Origin of the sequence: Paraburkholderia unamae, from assembly GCF_003268775.1 — a bacterium.
Taxonomy (GTDB): domain Bacteria; phylum Pseudomonadota; class Gammaproteobacteria; order Burkholderiales; family Burkholderiaceae; genus Paraburkholderia; species Paraburkholderia unamae.
This window is the reverse complement of record NZ_QLSU01000003.1, coordinates 120,466-138,800: the sequence shown is the minus strand read 5'-3', so window position 1 is coordinate 138,800 and position 18,335 is coordinate 120,466. Positions and strand designations below refer to the sequence as shown.

Here is an 18,335-nt window from a genome sequence, read left to right as displayed (position 1 = left end):
TACGCTCATGTCCTGGCTTACCTCACTGTCGAAAAACGAAAAACGGGCTTTCGCCGGCGCCTTCGTCGGTCATGCCGTGGACGTCTACGACTTCATGATCTATTCGTTCCTCATTCCCGTGCTGCTACAGACGTGGAACATGAGCAAAGCCACGGCGGGCAGCATCGTCACGTGGACGCTGATCGCCTCGCTCGTTGGCGCGATAGGCGCGGGGCTGCTGGCGGACCGCTACGGGCGCGTGCGCATCCTGCGCTGGACCATCGCGCTGTTCGCGATCTCGTGTTTCGCTTGCGGCTTCGCCAATTCCCCCACCCAGTTCGCGATCCTGCGTGCGGTGCAGGGGCTGGGCTTCGGCGGCGAGTCGTCGCTGTGCATGGTGCTGGTGACGGAGATGATTCGCAACCCGGCGCATCGCGGCAAGTTCTCGGCCTTCACGGCGAGCAGCTATTCGTTCGGCTGGGCCGCCGCCGCGCTCGCCTACAGCGCGCTATTCAACTGGCTGCCGCCGCAGTGGGCGTGGCGCGTGTGCCTGTTCGTGGGCATCCTGCCCGCGCTGCTCGTGATCTGGCTGCGGCGCAATCTACAGGAGCCCGAATCGTTTTCGCGGACGCTCGCGACGCGCCGCGCGGCCGGTCCCGGCAGTGCCTTGCGCACAGTGCTGAGCGGTCGCCTTGCCGCACGCACGTTCTGGTGCAGCCTGCTTTCGGGCGGCATGCTCGGCGCGTACTACGCCATCGCCACGTGGATGCCGATGTGGCTCAAGACCGAGCGCGGCCTTTCGGTCACGGGCACGGGGCTGTGGCTCGCCGTGACGATAGGCGGGTCGCTCGCGGGCTATGCGCTCGGCGCGTGGTGCACCGATCGGATCGGCCGCCGCCCGACCTACATCATCTTCGCGCTTGGCGCGTTCGTTCTGAGCATCGCCTACATGCAGGTCGACGCGCCCACGCCGGTCATGCTCGTGCTGGGCTTCCTGCTGGGCGTGCTCATGCAGGGCACGTTTTCGGGCGTGGCGGCAACCATCGCGGAGACCTATCCGCATGCGGTTCGCGCGACCGGCTATGGCGTCGCGTACAACGTGGGACGCGTGATCGGCTCCGTGTTTCCGTTCACGGCGGGCTGGCTCGCGAGCGGGCATTTCACGCTCACATTCGCAATACCGCTCGTGGCGGGGGTGGGCTACGTGTTCGTCGTCCTCGCCGCATGGGTGTTGCCCGAGACGAACGGGATCGCGCTCGACGACATCGAAGCCGTCGAGCCCGCCGAAGCCGAGCCGCATGCGCAGGCGGGCGCCCCGGCGGTCGCGCAAGCGGTGCCGAACGCGCCGCGCTGAACTTTCACGCAAAAGCCCGGCTAAGGCTTCGAACCGAAGCCTCAGCGCCGGCTTGCGCCGCGTAGAGTGTCGCCCGTTCGCGGTTGCGCCTTCCGCTGCCTCCCCCCGTGGTGCCAAAAGCGAAGTCTTTTTTTGTCGAATTGCGCTTTGCTTTTTTGTATACAGAATACTTATGAATGTGGAAGCGCCTTGGAGCGAGGCGCTTGCGTCCTGTTACCGCTCATCTTTCAACGAAAAAGGAATCCCGGATGAAAAGGACTTTCTGGCGTCAGGCAGGGCTCGCGTGCCTCGCGGCAACGCCGTTGGCGTCGACGACGGCGCACGCGCAGAGCAGCGTCACGCTGTATGGCTTGATCGATGTCTCGGCGATCTACACGAGCAATCAGGGCGGCGGCCGCTCGTACGCGATGGCGAGCGGCACCACGCGGGGCAGCCGCTTCGGCCTGCTCGGCACGGAGGACCTGGGCGGGGGCACGCGGGCGATCTTCCGGCTCGAAAACGGCTTCGACGTGACCGACGGCTCGCTCGGCCAGGGCGGCCTGATGTTCGGCCGCCAGGCGTATGTGGGTCTCGAGAACGATCGTCTGGGCCGCCTCACGTTCGGCCGCCAGTACGAGTCGATGGTCGATTACGTGGCACAACTCACGTCCGCCGACTGGTCCGTCTACATGGAGCACCCCGGCGACATGGACCTGACGAACCGCGGCGTGCGCGTGAACAACGCGGTGCGCTACGCCAACAGCTACGGCGGCTTCACGGGCAGCGCAATGTACAGCTTCGGCGGCGTGGCGGGCAGTTTCGGCAGCAACAGCATGTGGAGTCTTGGCGGCAGCTATGCGGACGGGCCGCTCTACGCGGGCTTCGGCATGACTTACGCGCGTCAGCCCGGCAACCTCTCGCCGGGCACGTTCTGGAAGGAGACGAACTCGGCCGTGGGCGAGTTCGCGCTCGCGGCTCACTCGTTCTTCACGGTGGGCGGCGGCGCCTCGTATCAGTTCGGCAAGGTGAAGCTGAGCGGCGACATCACCCATGTCGAATACAAGCAGGGCTTCGAAGGGCAGGACGTCAACTTCATGAACTACGAAGTGAACGGCATGGTGTTCTTCACCCCGGCGCTCTCGGCGGGGCTGGGCGTGACCTACACGGACGGCTCCGTGGACGCGAACGACGGCGACCCGCGCTACCTCCAGTACAACGCCGTGGTCAACTACGCGCTCTCGAAGCGCACGCAGCTCTATGCGTTCGCTACGATGCAGCGCGCGCTGGGCGACGCGCAGGTCGCACAGGTCACGCAGTTTATCGCGGCGTCGAGCAGCAACATGCAGTCGGCGGTCGGGGTCGGCTTGCGCCACGCGTTCTAGCTGCACCTGGGATTTTTGCGGGGTTGGCTTTCCCAGAAATGTTGTATACAGTGTACTGAAACGAATCGAACCACTGATCCGCTGCCATTGCGCGGCGGATTTCCAACCCTGAACGAAGGAGTCACACATGGCAGAGCTGATGGACCGCGAGACCTTCCGCGCGGCACTCGAAGAGGCAATCAAGGGCAAGAGCGCCAACAAGGCGCCGTTCAGCATCGCGTGGGCGAGCGGCAAGCTCACGCGCGCGCATCTCGCCCGCTGGGCCGAAAACCATTACCACTATGTCGGGCCGTTCGCCGACTACCTGGGCTACCTGTATGCGCGCACGCCCGACCACGTGACCGAGGCGAAGGACTTCCTGCTCGCCAACATGTACGAGGAAGAGATTGGCGGCGACCGCCACACCGACCTGCTGATCCGTTTCGCCGAAGCGTGCGGCACGACGCGCGAGCGCGTAGTCGACCCCGACAACATGTCGCCCACCACGCGCGGCCTCCAGGGCTGGTGCTATTCGGTGGCGATGCGCGAGGACCCGGTGGTGGCGGTGGCGGCGCTGGTGGTCGGGCTCGAATCGCAGGTGCCGTCCATTTACCGCAAGCAGACGCCCACACTGCGCGACCTGTACAAGTTCACCGACGAGGAAGTCGAATTCTTCGATCTCCATATCGTTTCCGACGAGATTCACGGTGAACGGGGTTATCAGATCGTGCTGGAGCATGCGAACACGCCGGAGCTTCAGCAGCGCTGCCTGAAGATCTGCGAGGTGGGGGCGCAAATGCGTCTGCTGTACACCACGGCGCTCTATTACGACTACGTCGAAAAGGAAATTCCGCTGCCGGAACTGGGCCTCGCGGCCTGAGCGCCACGCACGCGCCGGGGCGCCCACGCGCCGCGCCATTGCGGCGCGGGCAGCGGCGGCCCGCGCGCGGTCAAGACCTTAACTAGCAGGACCGTTGCATTCATGACTAACGTTCCCACGTTTCTGAACTACATCGACGGCGAATGGTGCGCGAGCCTCGCGGGCGCCACATTCGACAACGTCAACCCCGCCGACACGCGCGACGTGGTGGGCCGCTTTCAGGCCAGCACCGAAGCGGACGCGCTCGCAGCCGTGCGCGCCGCGTCTTCGGCTTTTGGCGCGTGGAAGCGCCTGGCACCGGCCGCGCGCGCGAAGATCCTGCTCGACGCGGCGGCCTACCTCGAACGCCACGCCGACCGCTTTGGCGAAGAACTCACGCGCGAGGAGGGCAAGCAAAAGGCGCTCGGGAAAGACGAATTCGTGCGTGCCGCGCAGACCCTGCGCTTCTATGCCGTCGAAGCGCAGTCATACGGCGGCGAAACTTATCCGAGCGACGACGGGGGCATGATGGTCTATACCGTGCGCGAACCGCTCGGCGTCGTGACCGTGATTTCGCCGTGGAATTTTCCGGTGTCGATTCCCGCGCGCAAGATCGCCCCTGCGCTCATCTGCGGCAACACCGTGGTGTTCAAGCCCGCATCGGACGCGCCGCTGAGCGGGCTGCGCCTCGCCGAGGCGTTCGTTGAAGCGGGCATTCCGAAGGGCGTGCTCAATTTCGTCACGGGCAGCGCGGGCGCGATCGGCTCCGCACTCGTCGGTGCGCGTGAAGTGCGGGCGATTTCCTTCACGGGATCGACGACGGCGGGCGAGCAGATTCACCGCGCGGCCTCGCTCTCCACGCGCACGCAAATGGAGTTGGGCGGCAAGAATCCGCTCATCGTGCTCGACGCGGACGAGATCGACCGTGCCGTCGATCTCACCATCAAGGGCGGCTTTTCGCTCGCGGGCCAGGCCTGCACGGGCACGAGCCGCGTGCTGGTGGCGCGCGCGATCCGCGCCGGGTTCGTCGAGCGCCTCGCGGCCAGGGCCGCCGCGCTGGTGGTCGGCAACGGCATGACGCCGGGCGTGGACGTGGGCCCGCTCGCCACGGCCGGTCAGTTGCGCACGGTGCTCGACTATATCGCGGTGGGCAAGACGGAGGCCACGCTCGTGTGCGGCGGCGAGCAGCTCATGCACGGCGAATACGCACACGGCTATTTCGTTATGCCGACGATATTTTCCGACGTGCCGCGCGACGCGCGCATTGCCCGCGAGGAGATCTTCGGGCCGGTGATCGCCGTGATCGACGTGGACGATTACGACGACGCCATTGCCGTGGCGAACGACAGCGAGTACGGGCTTGCCGCCGCGCTCGTCACGCGCGACGCGCAACTCATGCACCGCTTTGCGAACGACATCGAGGCGGGCACCGTGAAGATCAACCGCACGACCACGGGCAACCTCGTCAACGCGCCGTTTGGCGGGCTCAAGCGTTCGAGCACGGCCACGTTCCGCGAGTCGGGGCGCGACGGGCTCGAGTTCTATCTCCAGACCAAGACCGTCTATCGCGGCGTATGACAGGGCGTCTGTCACGGCGCGTCACTCTCTTTCTCATCGATATCGTTACCCTGCCATGAAAGCATTTTTCAAACTCGAACTGGCCGAAGCCCGCCACATGATCGCCGCGGCTATCGCACGTTCGCAGCAGATCGGCGTGCTGGAGTCGATCTGCGTGGTCGACGAAGGCGGCTTTCCGCTCGCGCTCGAACGCATGGACGGCGGCCGCATCACCGGTCCGCAGATCGCCTGGAACAAGGCCTTCACGGCCGCAGGCCACAAGCGCTCCACGCATTTGTTCACCACGCCGCCCAACGGCCCCGCGCTGCCCGGCAACGAGGCGTTCGGCATTCAATGGAGCTTCGAAGGGCGCTTTGCGGCCTTCGTGGGCGGCTTTCCGATTGTCGTGGACCAGCAGGTGGTGGGCGGCGTGGGCCTCTCGGGCGGCAACGGCGAGCAGGACACGCAGGCGGGTCTCGCCGCGCTCGGGGCGCTGCGCGACCTGTTGCGCGAAAGCGGCCGCGAAGTGCTCGTGCAACCCGACATCAAGCTCTGAGAAGCGAGGCCCGACGTGACGTCCACGAGCTTTCGTGTCACATGGATCGAGGCGCAAAGCAGTTTCGTTGCGTGCGCAACGGAAACGGTGCTTGAAGCCGCGCGGCGCGCGGGCGTGACGCTGCCGGCCGAATGCGAGTTCGGCGGCTGCGGCACCTGCCGCGTGAAACTGGTGCAGGGGAGCGTGCACTACGACGAGCCGCCGCTCGCGCTCGCACCCGAGGAGGCGGCGCAAGGTTACGCGCTCATGTGCCAGGCCCGCGCGCAAGCGGATCTGGCGATCAGCACCGAGCGCATGCTCGACGCTCCGGCGCCCGCGCGGCGCCGCCGCGCAACGGTGGTGCGCACGCAAAAGCTGTGCGGCGACGTCACGCGCCTTGTGCTCGCCTTCGACGATGGCGCGCCTTTCGTCTTTCGGCCTGGCCAGTATCTGAATGTGCTGCTGGGGGAGGCCGGCTCGCGCAGCTTCTCGATGGCCTCGCAGCCCGGCGACGCCCACGTCGAATTGCAGATTCGCGAGATCGAGGGCGGCTACTTCACGCAAACGCTGCTCGGCGCGCTGCGTGAGGGCGACGCGCTCGATGTCGAGGGACCGCTCGGCGGCTTCGGCTATCACGACGAGGACTATCGCCCGATCGTGATGGCGGCCACGGGCACGGGCGCGGCGCCGCTCGCCAGCATGCTCGCCGCGATCCTCGCCGCGGGCGACGCACCGCCAGTGGATCTTTACTGGGGCGCGCGCACGCAAGCCGACCTCTATTTGCACGAGCATTTCTCGCAACTGGCCGCGCGCCACGAGGACTTTCGTTATGTGCCCGTGCTCTCGCGCGCGGGGGAAGCGTGGGCCGGCGCGCGCGGCTATGTGCAGGACGCCGTGCTCGCCGATCACGCCGATCTCTCGGAGCACGCGCTGTACCTGTGCGGCTCGCCCGGCATGATCGCCGACGCGCGGCGCGCGTTTCTCGCGCATGGCGCGAGCGTGCGCTACCTGTACGCGGACAGCTTCACGTTCCAGCACCCGCAGCCCGCACCCGCCGGGATTTGACACACCGCGCGCGAAACACGAGGCACGCTTCACGAGGCGCGCTTCGCGCGGGCGCGCCTTCGAATAAACACAGTCCGCACGATTTTTCCGGCCGTTTTTTTGGCCACGATGCAATGCCCATAGTATTGAATCCACGCTCCATCGTCCCCGACACCATCACGAGCTGAGGCATCCCATGCATTCCATCGCAGTCCTGACGCCAGCCCACTTTTGCTATCTGGCTGGCGTCGTCGCGATCATCGCGACGATGATCTTTCGCGCCAACGTCGTCGTGCCCGCGATTCTCGCGACCTTCGCGGTGGCGTTCGCATGGTCCGGCAAGCTGCTCACCGGCTTTCAGGCCATCTTCATGGGCAGTCTGACCGCCGCTCACGAACTGTTCAATATCTTTCTCGTGATCGCGCTCATGACGGCGCTGCTCAACGGCCTGCGCGCGCTCGGCGCCGACGTGCGCATGGTGCGCCCATTCAAGCGCATCATGGTCAACGGGCATGTGGCGTTCTTCATTCTCGCGCTCATCACCTACCTCATCTCCCTGTTCTTCTGGCCCACGCCCGCCGTGCCGCTCGTGGGCGCGATCCTGATTCCGGCCGCCGTGTATGCGGGCTTGCCGCCGCTCGGCGCCGCGGCTGCCATCGCGATCGCGGGGCAGGGTATGGCGCTCTCGTCCGACTACGTGATCAAGGTCGCGCCCGGCATCAGCGCGAAAGCGGCGGGCGCCGACATGCTCGCCGTGGCGAACACCGCATTCGGCCTCTCGCTCGTGGTGGGCGCGGTCGCGCTCACGCTCACGTGGTTCTTCGTGGTGCGCGGCCGCGTGAATGCGCCCTCGGCGGCCAACCTCGTCGCATGGGAGGCGGAAGATGCGGTCGATGAAGCCGCGCAGGAGCATCAGGGCAGCTTCGCGAAGGCGGAACTGGCGCGCGGCACGAGCGGCGCGCTCGAAGAAGATCGCGATGTTCTGGAAGATCGCGGCGGTCAGGATGCCCGTGACGGACATGCGCCGTTCAGGCACGGCGACGCCGCACCGGCGCTTGCATCGCTGTCGATCGCGCCCCAGGCGCTCGGCGGCGCGGCGCTCCAGATGACGCCGGTCGCCGCGGGCGTGCTGATCGATCGCCGCGAGTTGTGGTCGAAGGTGTTCGCACTCGTCACGCCGCTCGCCTTTCTCGCGGTGGTGGTGGTGATGATGCGCCCCGACATGATCGGCTCCGGTGCGATTCGCGGCGGCGACGCGGCGGCGCTGATCGGCGGCATGGCGGCGGTGCTCATGATGCTCGCCACGCTTTCGCACGGGCGCAAGGGCTTTCTCGACCGCACGGCCGAGCACATCATCGACGGCTTCGTGTTCGCGTTCAAGGCGATGGGCGCCGTGCTGCCGATCGCGGGCTTCTTCTTCGTGGGCGACGCGAGCACGGCCGGTCCGATTCTCGGCGTGGCCGCGGGCGCGCACGTGCCGTCGTTCCTGTTCGAACTCGTGCAGGCATGCAGCCAGGTCATACCGCAGAATCCGCTGTTCGTTTCGTTCGGTGTCCTGCTGATGGGCATGATTACCGGCATCGACGGCTCGGGTTTCGCGGGCCTGCCGCTCACCGGCTCGCTCGCGGGCGCGCTCGCGCCGATGGTGCATCTGCCCGCCGCGACGCTTGCCGCGATCGGCCAGATGGGCGCGGTATGGACGGGCGGCGGCACGCTCGTGGCGTGGTCGTCGCTCATCGCGGTCACCGGCTTTGCGCGCGTGCCCGTGCTCGACGCGGTGCGCGCGCTGTTCCTGCCCGTGGTGTGCGGTCTCGTGGTCGCGACGCTCGCGGCCGTCGCGTTCGCGTGAGGGCACGCTCCGATGCAAATGGCTGCACTCATGCAGGACCTTCCGGCGGATTTCGGGCATCACGCGCTCGCCGTGTTGCAGATCGTCTTCATCAACCTGCTGCTCGGCGGCGACAACGCCATCGCCATTGCGATGACATGCCGCTCGCTGCCGCCGCAGCAGCGGCGTGCCGGCGTGTGGCTCGGCACGGGGCTCGGCGTCGTGCTGCGCTTCGTGATGGTGTATGCGATCGGCTTTCTGCTCGCGATTCCGTATATGCATATCGTTGCGGGGCTGTTGCTCGCATGGATCGGCATGCAGTTGTTGCGCGAGGATCACTCAGCCGATGCACAGCCCGACGCTGCGCCCGGCGCGAAAGCGCTCTGGCGCGCCGTCATGCTGATTCTTTTCGCCGACTTCGCGATGAGCCTCGATAACGGGCTCGCGACGGCCGCCGTGGCGCAGACCCTGCCGGAAGCCTCGCGCATGCCGATCGTGCTTGCGGGGCTCGCCGTGGGCGCGCCCGCCATCGTCCTCGGGAGCACGGTGATGCTGCGCGTGATCGAGCGTTTTCCGCTGACGATCTGGCTGGGTTCCGCGTTGCTCGGCTGGATCGCGGCCGACATGCTGCTCGCCGATCCTCACGTGGCGCAGGCGCTGCGCGCGGGGGCGGACGTGCTCGGCGACGGTGCCGGCAACGAGCGTTTCGCGCACTGGCTCCTGAGTATCGCGATGGCCGCGCTGGTGGTGTTCGTGCCGTTCGCGCAGCGCGTGGGCTTGCGGCGCTCGCGGGCGGGATGAGGGGGCGTTAGGGTGATCCAGGGCCGGCGGAAAGCGCCGGCCCGCTGCTTTCAATCTTTACTTCGCGCGCGCCTCAAAGGCGCGATACGCCAGCGCCGCGAGCGCCGCATCCTGAAGCCCGATCCCCACCGCCTTGTAGACGATGATTTCATCATCGCGCTGCCGGCCGCGCGCGGCGTTCTCCAGCACGTCGCCTAGCTCGGCGAGCTTCGAATCGTCCACCACGCCCGGCGCGGCCAGCACGAGATCGCCGGCTTCCTCGCGCGCCTGATCGCGCAACTCCACCACGATACGGCTAGCGCGCGCGAGCGTCGTGTCGTCGAGTTCGCGAGCGTGCGGCAGGCTGGAGCCGATGGCGGCAACGAATGCGCCCGGCTTCAGCGCCCGGCCGTCGAAAAGCGGCGTGGTGGCGCGCGTGGCCGTGATGATGACATCGGCGTCGTCGAGGGCCTCGGCTGCGCATCCGGCCTCGATCGCGCGAGCCTGCACGCCTTGCGCGCCATAAGCGTCGTTGAGCGCGTGAGCCAGTTCGGCGTGACCTTCCATGCCGACAATGCGCAGCGTCTTCAGATTCGTGAAGCGGACAATCGCATGCGCGTGAGCGCGCCCTTGTACGCCGGTGCCGAAGATCGTCGCGGTTTGCGCGTCGGTGCGCGCAAGGCGCTTGACGGCAAGCGTGGTGGTGGCGGCCGTGCGCAAGCGCGTGATGGCGTTGGCGTCGAGCGTGGCGAGGCATTGGCCGTCGGAGGCGCGAAACAGCACGATCACGAAATTGAACTGGCCGCGAAGGGTTGTGTAGACCTTGGCGGCCGCCACATCGGCTTCGGGCAGCACCGCGCCCAGCGTGGAGAGCTTGGTCGCGCCCGCCTCGGTGCGCACGCGACGCTGTATCCCGGCGTTGCCACGGGCCTGCTCGCGAAAGGCGCTTTCGAGCGCTGGCATGGCTTGTTCGAAATCGATGAGTTCGTCGATCTGCTGATCGGTGAGGTGAATCATGGGGCGTGTCCTTGATGGTGGGTGAATAAAGCGTGCATCATGCGTGTAGATGGGTATACGGTATACGTAAATGGATTCACTGGCCAGAGGCCGTGGAATCCGGAGTGCTGGCTTGCGTATCCGCGCCACTTTTATCGTGTGCACTCTGGCGTGTTTTGAAAACGGTATACAATGTTCAAAAATGAGTTACACTGCATTCATGGCCCGAGCAACGGTGCGAGAAGGCCAGCCGCTTAGGTCAGAGGAGGATGCATGCCAGTCGTCGTGTTCCACAGGAACGGGGAAGCCCACCGGGGGGAAGTCAAGGAAAACACCAATCTGGTCGTTCGCGCGGGCATCAAGCAGTTTCCGTTTCCGCATTTGCGCTACGAGTGCGGCATGGGCAAATGCGCGCGCTGCGCGTGTCGCGTGCTCTCCGGCGGCGAGCAGTTGCCGCCGCCCAACTGGAAGGAGAAAAAGCAATTGGGCGAGCGGCTCGAAGCCGGTTACCGGCTGGCGTGTCAGCTATGGATCGCACACGACATCGTACTGGAACAGGACGAACTGCCCGTCGAGGCCTGAGCGCCGGGCTCGCGGGCCCACAAGAACAGCGCAAGAGCGCAAAACCGGAGAGCACATGTATATCGTACTCACGAGCCGGCCCGGCCAGTACCACAGCGAGCCGACCGAGGGCATCACGCCGATCGAAACGCACGACTACTTCTACGGCGCGCGCCACGTGGCGGCGTTCATGGTGGCGCGGCTGGATGGCGAGGCGCGTGTGCGCATCGTCGAGGAGTCCGCGCCTGGCAGCGGCGCGCAGGGGGTCAACCTCGTGCCCACCCGTTTCTTCGAGAAGTTCGCGAGCTTGCGCGAGGCGTTGGGCTCCATCCAGGATCTCACCGGACACGGGCACAACGAGGCGAAGCTGATTCGCCGTGAAAATTAAGGATTCCGGATTAGCAATGGTTCAGATTACTTTCCTGAGCAATGGCGGCAAGACGGTCGAGGCGCCGGAGAACAGTAACTTGCTGCGCGTGTCGCTGCGCGAGCAGGGCGGCATTCCGTTCAAGTGCGGCGGCGGCCTGTGCGGCACCTGCAAGTGCCGGGTCGAGGCGGGCCGCGAGCACACCGACGAGGTCAAGCAAAAGGAGCGGCGCCACCTGAGCGCCGAAGAACTGGCGAGCGGCTACCGCATGGCGTGCCAGACCTTCATCAAGGGCAATGTGAGCGTGTCATGGTGACAGACGATCGAGACGAACGAAGCGAATTCGCCGCGCACGAGCCGTTCAGCGCGCTGGGCGAAGCGCAGCGCGAGCAGTTGCTGGAACTCGGCCCGCGCTGGAATGACGACATCGTCGGCCACCGCAAGATCGTGATCGATTGCTATACGCCTGTCGTGGCCGCCGCGCCGAGGGCAGGCACGCAGGTGGAGCGCGAGATCGCCTACGGGCCGAATGCGCGTCAGGTGCTCGACGTCTTTGCGCCGGAGTACGCCGCGCACGAGGGCGGCGCACTGCGCGAGGCGGTGCTGTTCGTGCACGGCGGCGCATTCGTGCGCGGCAGCAAGAGCGTGAACGGCGAGATTTACGACAACGTCTGCCACTGGTTCGCCCGCCAGGGCTGCGTGGCGGTGAACGTGGAATACCGGCTCGCCGACGAGGCCCCCTGGCCCGGCGGCGCGCAGGACGTGGCGTCGGCGCTGGCGTGGGTGCGCGAGCATGCCGCGCGCTGGCGTATCGACACGTCGCGTATCTTCCTGATCGGCCATTCGGCGGGCGGCGCGCACGCGGCGAGTTGCCTGTTCGATCCCGCGCTCGCGCCCGGCGTGCCGCCGCAGAGCGTGGCGGGCCTCGTGCTCATCAGCGCGCGTTTGTTCGCCGATGTCGATCCGCGCAATCCGAACGCGGGCCCCGTGCGCCGGTATTTCGGCGACGACGAATCGCGCTATGCCGAGCGCTCGCCGCTCACGCATGCGGCCCGCTCCACGGTGCCCGTGATGATCGCCGTGGCCGAGTACGAAAACCGCTTCCTCGATGACTACGGGGCGGCGTTTTTCCTCGCGCTGCTGCGCCATCGCGGCGCGCCGCCGCGCTTCGTGCAGATGCGCGGTCACAATCACACGTCGATCGTCGCGCACTTCAATTCCGGTGAGGAGACGCTCGGGCGGGAGATACGCGCGTTCATGGCGTCGACGCGGCGCGCAACGTAAGTGGAAGAAGGAGAAAAAGCGGACCTCGCGTGCCGGCCCGCGCAAAATTGACGTCGCGCAGGCAGCGCGCGTTTCGTATCATGTGTACAGTCTACGAAAACCCGGGCACTGCTAGAATTGCGCCAGCAGTGCGGGTGCAACAGCGCGAGTGCAACAGTCTGATCGTGGATCGTGGAGAAAGGAACATGGTGCGGGGAGCCGTCGGGGCAAACGGTGCGGGTGGGGCGGGCGGCCGCGAGCCGATCATGCACAAGCAGCTTTCGGAGCTGGTGATCGCCCGCCTGCGCGAGTCGATCACCTCGGGGCAGTACAAGCCGGGCGACCGGCTGGTCGAGGGCCGCATTGCCGAGGAACTGGACGTGTCGCGCGTGCCCGTGCGCGAGGCGCTGCGCGCGCTCGCCGCCGAAGGGCTGGTCGAGGTGCGGCCGCGCCACGGCGCCGTGGTCGCGTCGCTCGACCCGTCGGCGGCGCGCGAAATGGTGCAGATCCGCGCCACGCTCGAAGGGCTCAACGCGCGGCTCGCCGCCGAGCATTGCACGCCAGAACTGGTCAGGCAGATCGAAGAGGTGCTTCAGGCGGGCAACGCCAAGGTGGCCGCCGGCAATCCCGCGGGCCTGCTGGAATTGAACGCGCGTTTTCACGACCTGCTCTACGCGGCGGGCGCCAATTCCATGCTGTCGGACCTCATGCGCTCGCTGCGCGATCGCACGCGCATGCTGTTCGTCAACGCCACGGACGAAGAAGTGCGCCTCACCTGGGACGAGCACGCGGCCATCCTGCGCGCCGTGCAATCCGGCGACGCGGCCCTCGCGGCGCTGCTGGCCGAGCGCCACGTCACGCGCGCGGCGCAGTACTACCTCGACCACGTCGCCCGCTGAAGCGCAGCCTGCCCGCTGCTTTTCGCCGCCTTCCGCCGATTGTCCTGGGGCCGTTATTTTGCGTCCCGTTGTTGAGCGACCATGAGCGCTTGCGAATGAGCGGATCGCGACGGTGCGCCTTGCTGCGCGGCGACATCCTGGGCTTCGCGCCGCCGCTCGTCATGGCCCGCGCCGAAGCGGAGGAAATCGTGGGGATCGTCAAACAGGCTGTGTACGAGGTGGCCGAGCGCAACCTCGTTGCGGCGGGGTAAGCACCGCAAGCCGTTAGCGGTTAGCCGTCAGGCTGCTACCTGCAAACCCGACCGACCAGCGCGCACACGATTCACGGCTTTGCACCACGCGCCGCCGCACGCCAGTGCGGCGGTTTTTTTGCATTCGTGCAACGCCTTCGGCGGTGTTGTTTTTTCGACATCTTGACCGCCGCTAAACCCCGCAAAACCGCCAAGTGACAAGACGCAATGCCCCCTCGTTCTGATGCGCGGCATTTTGCCACCACATTGACGCACGTGCATGGTGTGACAATGCGTCGAAATCTCAAAAAATGTTAAGGAAGGAGTCGTTCGATGCTGTCACCTCTCGCAGGATCCGCTATCGTCGTACGCCCGGCCAGTCGTGCTCCTATCGGGGGAACGCAACCCAATGCGCGCTGCTCGGGTTGCGCCATGCGTCATCTTTGCATGCCTCAGGGCTTGCCCGCCGAAGACCTGCCAAGGCTCGAGGCGCTGATCTGCGGCGCGCGCAAGGTGCGCCGCGGCGAAGCGCTGTATCGCTCCGGCGACCGCTTCGACAGCCTGTTCGCCGTGCGTTCCGGCTCGCTCAAGACGCTCATTGTCAACCGTGACGGCCGTGAGCAGATCACCGGCCTGCGCCTCGCCGGCGACGCGCTCGGGGTCGACGGCATCGCCACCGACGTGCACGCGTTCAGCGCGGTTGCGCTGGAAGACAGCTCGATCTGCACGCTTCCTTACGCCGCGCTCAAGACCCTCTGCCGCGAAAGCAGCACGATGCAGGACCGCTTGCACCGGCTCATGGGCGGCCAGTTCAACCAGGAAGCCTCGCAGATGATGGTGCTCGGCTCGCTCACCGCCGAGGAGCGCGTGGCCGCCTTCCTGCTCGATGTGTCGTCGCGCAACTGGGAACGCGGTTACTCGCAGGCCGAGTTCCGTCTGCGCATGTCGCGCGAGGACATGGGCAGCTATCTCGGCATCACGCTCGAAACCGTGAGCCGCATTCTCTCGCGCTTCCAGAAGCGCGGCCTCATCGACGCGCAGGGCAAGCTCATCCGTATCGTCGACATCGACGGCCTGCAAACGGTTTGAGTATTTGATGTGTTGTGCGGGGCGGGGCGCGCTTTTGCGTCCCTCGTGCGCCAGCTCACACGCCGGTCATGCGTCCGCTACGCGAACGTCCGCCCTCGCAGGGCGCCCTGACTCCTGAGGGCGCCCTGCCTCTGCCACCTCCATGCATCTCGTGCGCATCGCGCTCAGCACGGCCTTACGCTGGCGGTCCTCCAGCTTCGCGCGTTCGCGCTCCTCGATAAAGCCCGGCGTGTTCCACAGGGCGTAAGCGATTGCGGTCAACGCGATGGCGGCCAGCGCTAATACGATTTGATGCACGGTATCCCCCGAGGTGTGGCTATTTAGTCTTTCATATAGCTTTCCATAACCATGCAATTCGCTATGTGGGTTGTCGCACGTTCATCGACAGTCATTTGTAAGCATCTGAGGAATAGCGGCGAGCCGCGTTGAAGCAACGCTCGGCCCATGCAGGCGAAAAGCCCGGCGCGCGGCCGGGCGGAACAGGGCGGCTCGTAGCGCGCCCCTGGGCCGAACGCGGTGCGGCGTTCGGCCTGGGACGACGAACGTCGCGCTTTAGCGTTCGAGACCGAGTCCCGGCAGCATGGGCGTGCCTTCGATCTGCACCGCGTGCAGCAGTTGCGGGTCGAGGTCGAGCGCGCGCAGGATGGTCGGGGCGACCTGGGTCGTGAAGACGTAGTGGTCGTCCGTGCGGCCGGCGTGACGGATGCCGGGGAACGACACGACGAGACCCAGATGGCTGTCGTCGGGCGCATTGCCGCCGTGTTCCTCGTCCTTGCCCGTGCTCGACGTATAGATCACGCCGGGGTTCGGCTGCACGATGATGTCGGGCGTGCGGCCGTTCGAAGGGGAGCCGAACCAGTCGGTCAGGCGGTCGCCTTCGAGGATGTACGCTTGCGGGCCGTCCGCGCAGATGCCCGGCGCGTTGCAACCCAGGTTGGCCTTCAGCGTCTTCACCACGGCCGCCTTCTGGCTCGGGTCGCGCAGCCAGATCAGGCCGACGTCGTCGGTCTGCACGAAGCCCGTCCCCGGCAGGCCCGAGCCGTCGTTCAGGTTGCCCGTCTTCGTGTTGTTCTGGCCGAAGTTGCCGCCCGAGTCCAGATAGTTGCTGGTTTCGAGCAGTTTCGTGAGCGTGTCGCCGTTCTTCACGAGTTTCGTGTGGTCGGTGGGCGACTGGCCGTGCTTGGCCGTCACGATGATGAGCGTCGACGCATACAGGTTGCGCTGCTTGAGCTCCTGCACGACGCGCCCGAGCGCGCCGTCGAGGTAGGTGATCGCGGCGCTCACCTGCTGGCCCGGCGTGAAGTCGGCGTCGAGATAGCCGCCTAGCTTGGCGACGGGCGACTTCTGCGCGACGCTGAGCGTCTGGAAGTTCGTGCCGAACACCGTGGGCACGGGCGCGCTCGTCTGCCCCGTGGAGTCGAGGCCGTCGATCTCGTTGATGAGCGCCTGCACGTGGAGGTTGTCGAACACCTCCGTATGCGTATAGGAGTCCAGATAATAGGTGTTCGTCGTCGGATCGATCGAATTGATCTCGGTGCGCGCGAGATCATCCACGCCCGTGCCGGACGGCCCGTTCACCCAGTCGTAGCCCCACGCGTGCTTGTCGGCCCATGCGGTGCGCGCGCCGTGAATGTGCTGCTTCACGACTTCGAACACCGTGTTGGTCTTGATGTAGTTGTGCGGGTACACGGGCTTGCAGACGCCGTTCACCTTCGCATAGGGAATCGCGTCCGGATTGAAGGCGCCGCCGCCGTTGAGGTGGACGAGCGCGCCGCCGCCCTGTGCGTCGATCCCGGTCGTTTCGTCGAACACGACATTCCAGCCCTGCGCTCCCGTGCAGTTCGAATCGAGCGGCGCGTAAAGCGTGCGGTCATAAGACACGTCATAGAAGAGGCCCGCGCTCCTGGGCGAGCCGCCCGTCACCAGCGCCGCGAGGCCGGGGAACGAGTCGGACAGGTGAGGCGTGTGGGCGTTCGAGTAGGTCACGCCCGACTTCGCGAGCAGCGCGAGGTTGGGGCACGCGTTGCTGCCGATACAGCGGGCCACGTCCTGTTCGTGCAAGCCGTCGAAACTGATGAGCAGTACGTGCTTCACGTCGTTCATGTCGGCCGCCTGCGCCAGGGACTGCACGCCTGCCATCGCCATGACGGCGGCTCCCGCGACTGCGCTTACGCGCGACCACTTCGGTGTCTTCTCCATGTTTCACCTCGTTGTATTGCGTGGATGGACTTGCGCACAACCCAAGCAATGTGGCGGCTAACGGCGAACCTGTGATGACGGCGCGCTTTCATCTTGCCGTCAGTGGCGCGGCGAAACCGGCGGCAGGCCGCGTGGGCCACGCATTGCGCAGGTGTAAACTGGCGCGGCCGCAGGGCTGCGGCGCACGCATTCCGGCTCGAACCGTCCGCGCAAATACAACGCGCAAGGGGATGTCATGGCAAAGGATGAAATCGTCTGGGGGATACTCGGCACGGCGAAGATCAACGACAAGGTCGTCGTGCCGATGCACCACGCGCCCAGGTGCCGCGTAAAGGGCATCGCTTCGCGATCTGCGCAACGGGCCCATGAGGCCGCCGCGAAATACGGCCTGGCGCACGCCTACGAAAGCTACGAAGCGTTGCTGGCCGACCCGGAAATCGATGCGGTGTACATATCGTTGCCCAATCACCTTCACGTGGAATGGACCATCAAGTCCGCCGAGGCGGGCAAGCACGTGCTGTGTGAAAAGCCCATCGGGCTCGACGCGCAACAGGCGCAGCGGCTCATCGCCGCGCGCGATGCGAGCGGACGCTACATCCAGGAAGCCTTCATGGTGCGCACGCATCCTCAGTGGCTGAAGGTGCGCGCCTTGATCGACGAAGGCGTGATCGGCGAATTGCGCGCGGTGACCGGAGGCTTCACGTACTACAACACCAATGCGCACGACATCCGCAACCAGAGCGAACTGGGCGGTGGCGGCTTGCTGGACATCGGCTGTTATCCGATCACGACTTCGCGCTTTGTCATCGGGCGCGAGCCGAGGCGGGTGGTCGCGCTGATGGAGCGCGACCCGGCGTTCGAAGTGGACCGGCTCGGCTCCGTGCTGATGGATTTCGAAGGCGTGCAGGCAAGCTTCTTCTACTCCACGCAAGTCCATCCTTATCAGCGCATGCAGTTTCATGGCACCCAGGGGCGGGTGGAGGTCGAGATTCCGTTCAACGCGCCCAATGACCGGCCAACGCGCCTGTGGGTGAGCGGGCAGACGAGCGCAGGCGTGCATGCCGATCGCTGGGTGGAGCTTGCGCTTTGCGATCAATACGGTGTGGCCGCGGCGGTGTTTGCCGAGGCGATCCTGACCGGCGGCCCGCAGGCCATCGCGCTGGAAGATGCTTGCGCAAACATGCGGGTGATCGACGCGGTGTTTCGCTCGGCTCGCGATGGGAACTGGGTGAGCCTGAACGAGAATTAATGTCGATGCGCCATGCGCGTAGCCCCCTTGCCCCATGACATTTCGTGGGGCGTTACGCCGCACGAAATCCGCGTGTTGACGGCTTGCTCTCGAATCTTACGAAATGTAAACTTGCCGTAAGCTTTGAATCCGGAACAAGCCGTCCTCAGGGTCTCCTTCGACCTTGAGTCGATCTACGGATAACTTAGTTATCCTTTATTTTCCTG

At 65.9% G+C, this 18,335-nt stretch carries 18 protein-coding genes; 16 read left to right on the top strand and 2 right to left on the bottom strand.

Annotated features, from left to right (window positions below; all coding sequences use genetic code 11):
• Positions 1-7: 7 nt before the first annotated feature.
• The 8 genes from C7401_RS05845 (at position 8) to C7401_RS05810 (ending at position 9,297) form a co-directional block, all read left to right on the top strand.
• Positions 8-1,333: an MFS transporter gene (locus C7401_RS05845; RefSeq protein ID WP_112170418.1), complete on the top strand. Its 1,326-nt coding sequence runs from the start codon at positions 8-10 to the stop codon at positions 1,331-1,333.
• 248 nt (positions 1,334-1,581) lie between these two features.
• Positions 1,582-2,694: a porin gene (locus C7401_RS05840; RefSeq protein WP_112170417.1), complete on the top strand. Its 1,113-nt coding sequence runs from the start codon at positions 1,582-1,584 to the stop codon at positions 2,692-2,694.
• 127 nt (positions 2,695-2,821) lie between these two features.
• Complete coding sequence (locus C7401_RS05835; protein WP_112170416.1) at positions 2,822-3,553, top strand: iron-containing redox enzyme family protein; 732 nt, start codon at positions 2,822-2,824, stop codon at positions 3,551-3,553.
• Between the two features lie 102 nt (positions 3,554-3,655).
• Complete coding sequence (locus C7401_RS05830; RefSeq protein WP_112170415.1) at positions 3,656-5,110, top strand: aldehyde dehydrogenase family protein; 1,455 nt, start codon at positions 3,656-3,658, stop codon at positions 5,108-5,110.
• A 55-nt stretch (positions 5,111-5,165) separates the two neighbouring features.
• On the top strand, positions 5,166-5,645 hold the full coding sequence (locus C7401_RS05825) for a GlcG/HbpS family heme-binding protein (protein WP_092003706.1): 480 nt from the start codon (positions 5,166-5,168) through the stop codon (positions 5,643-5,645).
• Between the two features lie 15 nt (positions 5,646-5,660).
• Positions 5,661-6,689: a 2Fe-2S iron-sulfur cluster-binding protein gene (locus C7401_RS05820; protein WP_112170414.1), complete on the top strand. Its 1,029-nt coding sequence runs from the start codon at positions 5,661-5,663 to the stop codon at positions 6,687-6,689.
• A 175-nt stretch (positions 6,690-6,864) separates the two neighbouring features.
• Complete coding sequence (locus tag C7401_RS05815; RefSeq protein WP_112170413.1) at positions 6,865-8,517, top strand: hypothetical protein; 1,653 nt, start codon at positions 6,865-6,867, stop codon at positions 8,515-8,517.
• A 30-nt stretch (positions 8,518-8,547) separates the two neighbouring features.
• The gene (locus tag C7401_RS05810; protein WP_112170698.1) at positions 8,548-9,297 is read left to right on the top strand and encodes a TerC family protein; all 750 of its coding nucleotides are present in this window, start codon (positions 8,548-8,550) and stop codon (positions 9,295-9,297) included.
• 57 nt (positions 9,298-9,354) lie between these two features.
• On the opposite strand, the gene C7401_RS05805 is transcribed toward C7401_RS05810, so the two are convergent.
• Positions 9,355-10,293, bottom strand: a complete 939-nt coding sequence (locus tag C7401_RS05805) for an ornithine cyclodeaminase family protein (protein WP_112170412.1) — start codon at positions 10,291-10,293, stop codon at positions 9,355-9,357.
• A gap of 252 nt (positions 10,294-10,545) precedes the next feature.
• On the opposite strand from C7401_RS05805, the gene C7401_RS05800 reads away from it, so the two are divergent.
• The 7 genes from C7401_RS05800 (at position 10,546) to C7401_RS05775 (ending at position 14,681) form a co-directional block, all read left to right on the top strand.
• Positions 10,546-10,854, top strand: coding sequence for a 2Fe-2S iron-sulfur cluster-binding protein (locus tag C7401_RS05800; protein WP_112170411.1), 309 nt, complete (start codon positions 10,546-10,548; stop codon positions 10,852-10,854).
• A gap of 55 nt (positions 10,855-10,909) precedes the next feature.
• Positions 10,910-11,221: a hypothetical protein gene (locus C7401_RS05795; RefSeq protein ID WP_112170410.1), complete on the top strand. Its 312-nt coding sequence runs from the start codon at positions 10,910-10,912 to the stop codon at positions 11,219-11,221.
• A 16-nt stretch (positions 11,222-11,237) separates the two neighbouring features.
• Entirely contained in the window at positions 11,238-11,516 is a 279-nt protein-coding gene (locus tag C7401_RS05790; RefSeq protein ID WP_092003720.1) for a 2Fe-2S iron-sulfur cluster-binding protein, read from the top strand.
• Positions 11,510-12,484, top strand: a complete 975-nt coding sequence (locus C7401_RS05785) for an alpha/beta hydrolase (RefSeq protein WP_112170409.1) — start codon at positions 11,510-11,512, stop codon at positions 12,482-12,484. The genes C7401_RS05790 and C7401_RS05785 overlap by 7 nt, the downstream gene beginning before the upstream one ends.
• A gap of 185 nt (positions 12,485-12,669) precedes the next feature.
• A complete protein-coding gene (locus C7401_RS05780) occupies positions 12,670-13,362 on the top strand; it encodes a GntR family transcriptional regulator (RefSeq protein WP_112170408.1) in 693 nt (230 codons plus the stop codon).
• A gap of 95 nt (positions 13,363-13,457) precedes the next feature.
• The gene (locus C7401_RS44850) at positions 13,458-13,613 is read left to right on the top strand and encodes a hypothetical protein (RefSeq protein ID WP_181565522.1); all 156 of its coding nucleotides are present in this window, start codon (positions 13,458-13,460) and stop codon (positions 13,611-13,613) included.
• Between the two features lie 312 nt (positions 13,614-13,925).
• Positions 13,926-14,681: a helix-turn-helix domain-containing protein gene (locus C7401_RS05775; protein ID WP_112170407.1), complete on the top strand. Its 756-nt coding sequence runs from the start codon at positions 13,926-13,928 to the stop codon at positions 14,679-14,681.
• A gap of 552 nt (positions 14,682-15,233) precedes the next feature.
• Here the strand turns inward: C7401_RS05775 and C7401_RS05765 are convergent.
• Positions 15,234-16,880: an alkaline phosphatase family protein gene (locus C7401_RS05765; protein WP_112170405.1), complete on the bottom strand. Its 1,647-nt coding sequence runs from the start codon at positions 16,878-16,880 to the stop codon at positions 15,234-15,236.
• A gap of 235 nt (positions 16,881-17,115) precedes the next feature.
• Here C7401_RS05765 and C7401_RS05760 point away from each other — a divergent pair, with 235 nt between their 5' ends.
• A complete protein-coding gene (locus C7401_RS05760) occupies positions 17,116-18,129 on the top strand; it encodes a Gfo/Idh/MocA family protein (protein ID WP_112170404.1) in 1,014 nt (337 codons plus the stop codon).
• Positions 18,130-18,335 lie beyond the last annotated feature (206 nt).

What these genes read in the sequence shown, in the direction of transcription:
- C7401_RS05795 (WP_112170410.1), top strand. Translation starts at nt 10,910, where the DNA reads ATGTATATCGTACTCACGAGCCGGCCCGGCCAGTACCACAGCGAGCCG.
- C7401_RS05835 (WP_112170416.1), top strand. Translation starts at nt 2,822, where the DNA reads ATGGCAGAGCTGATGGACCGCGAGACCTTCCGCGCGGCACTCGAAGAG.
- C7401_RS05815 (WP_112170413.1), top strand. Translation starts at nt 6,865, where the DNA reads ATGCATTCCATCGCAGTCCTGACGCCAGCCCACTTTTGCTATCTGGCT.
- C7401_RS05805 (WP_112170412.1), bottom strand. Translation starts at nt 10,293, where the DNA reads ATGATTCACCTCACCGATCAGCAGATCGACGAACTCATCGATTTCGAA.
- C7401_RS05840 (WP_112170417.1), top strand. Translation starts at nt 1,582, where the DNA reads ATGAAAAGGACTTTCTGGCGTCAGGCAGGGCTCGCGTGCCTCGCGGCA.
- C7401_RS44850 (WP_181565522.1), top strand. Translation starts at nt 13,458, where the DNA reads ATGAGCGGATCGCGACGGTGCGCCTTGCTGCGCGGCGACATCCTGGGC.
- C7401_RS05760 (WP_112170404.1), top strand. Translation starts at nt 17,116, where the DNA reads ATGGCAAAGGATGAAATCGTCTGGGGGATACTCGGCACGGCGAAGATC.
- C7401_RS05765 (WP_112170405.1), bottom strand. Translation starts at nt 16,880, where the DNA reads ATGGAGAAGACACCGAAGTGGTCGCGCGTAAGCGCAGTCGCGGGAGCC.
- C7401_RS05785 (WP_112170409.1), top strand. Translation starts at nt 11,510, where the DNA reads ATGGTGACAGACGATCGAGACGAACGAAGCGAATTCGCCGCGCACGAG.
- C7401_RS05845 (WP_112170418.1), top strand. Translation starts at nt 8, where the DNA reads ATGTCCTGGCTTACCTCACTGTCGAAAAACGAAAAACGGGCTTTCGCC.
- C7401_RS05810 (WP_112170698.1), top strand. Translation starts at nt 8,548, where the DNA reads ATGCAGGACCTTCCGGCGGATTTCGGGCATCACGCGCTCGCCGTGTTG.
- C7401_RS05825 (WP_092003706.1), top strand. Translation starts at nt 5,166, where the DNA reads ATGAAAGCATTTTTCAAACTCGAACTGGCCGAAGCCCGCCACATGATC.
- C7401_RS05830 (WP_112170415.1), top strand. Translation starts at nt 3,656, where the DNA reads ATGACTAACGTTCCCACGTTTCTGAACTACATCGACGGCGAATGGTGC.
- C7401_RS05790 (WP_092003720.1), top strand. Translation starts at nt 11,238, where the DNA reads ATGGTTCAGATTACTTTCCTGAGCAATGGCGGCAAGACGGTCGAGGCG.
- C7401_RS05775 (WP_112170407.1), top strand. Translation starts at nt 13,926, where the DNA reads ATGCTGTCACCTCTCGCAGGATCCGCTATCGTCGTACGCCCGGCCAGT.
- C7401_RS05800 (WP_112170411.1), top strand. Translation starts at nt 10,546, where the DNA reads ATGCCAGTCGTCGTGTTCCACAGGAACGGGGAAGCCCACCGGGGGGAA.
- C7401_RS05780 (WP_112170408.1), top strand. Translation starts at nt 12,670, where the DNA reads ATGGTGCGGGGAGCCGTCGGGGCAAACGGTGCGGGTGGGGCGGGCGGC.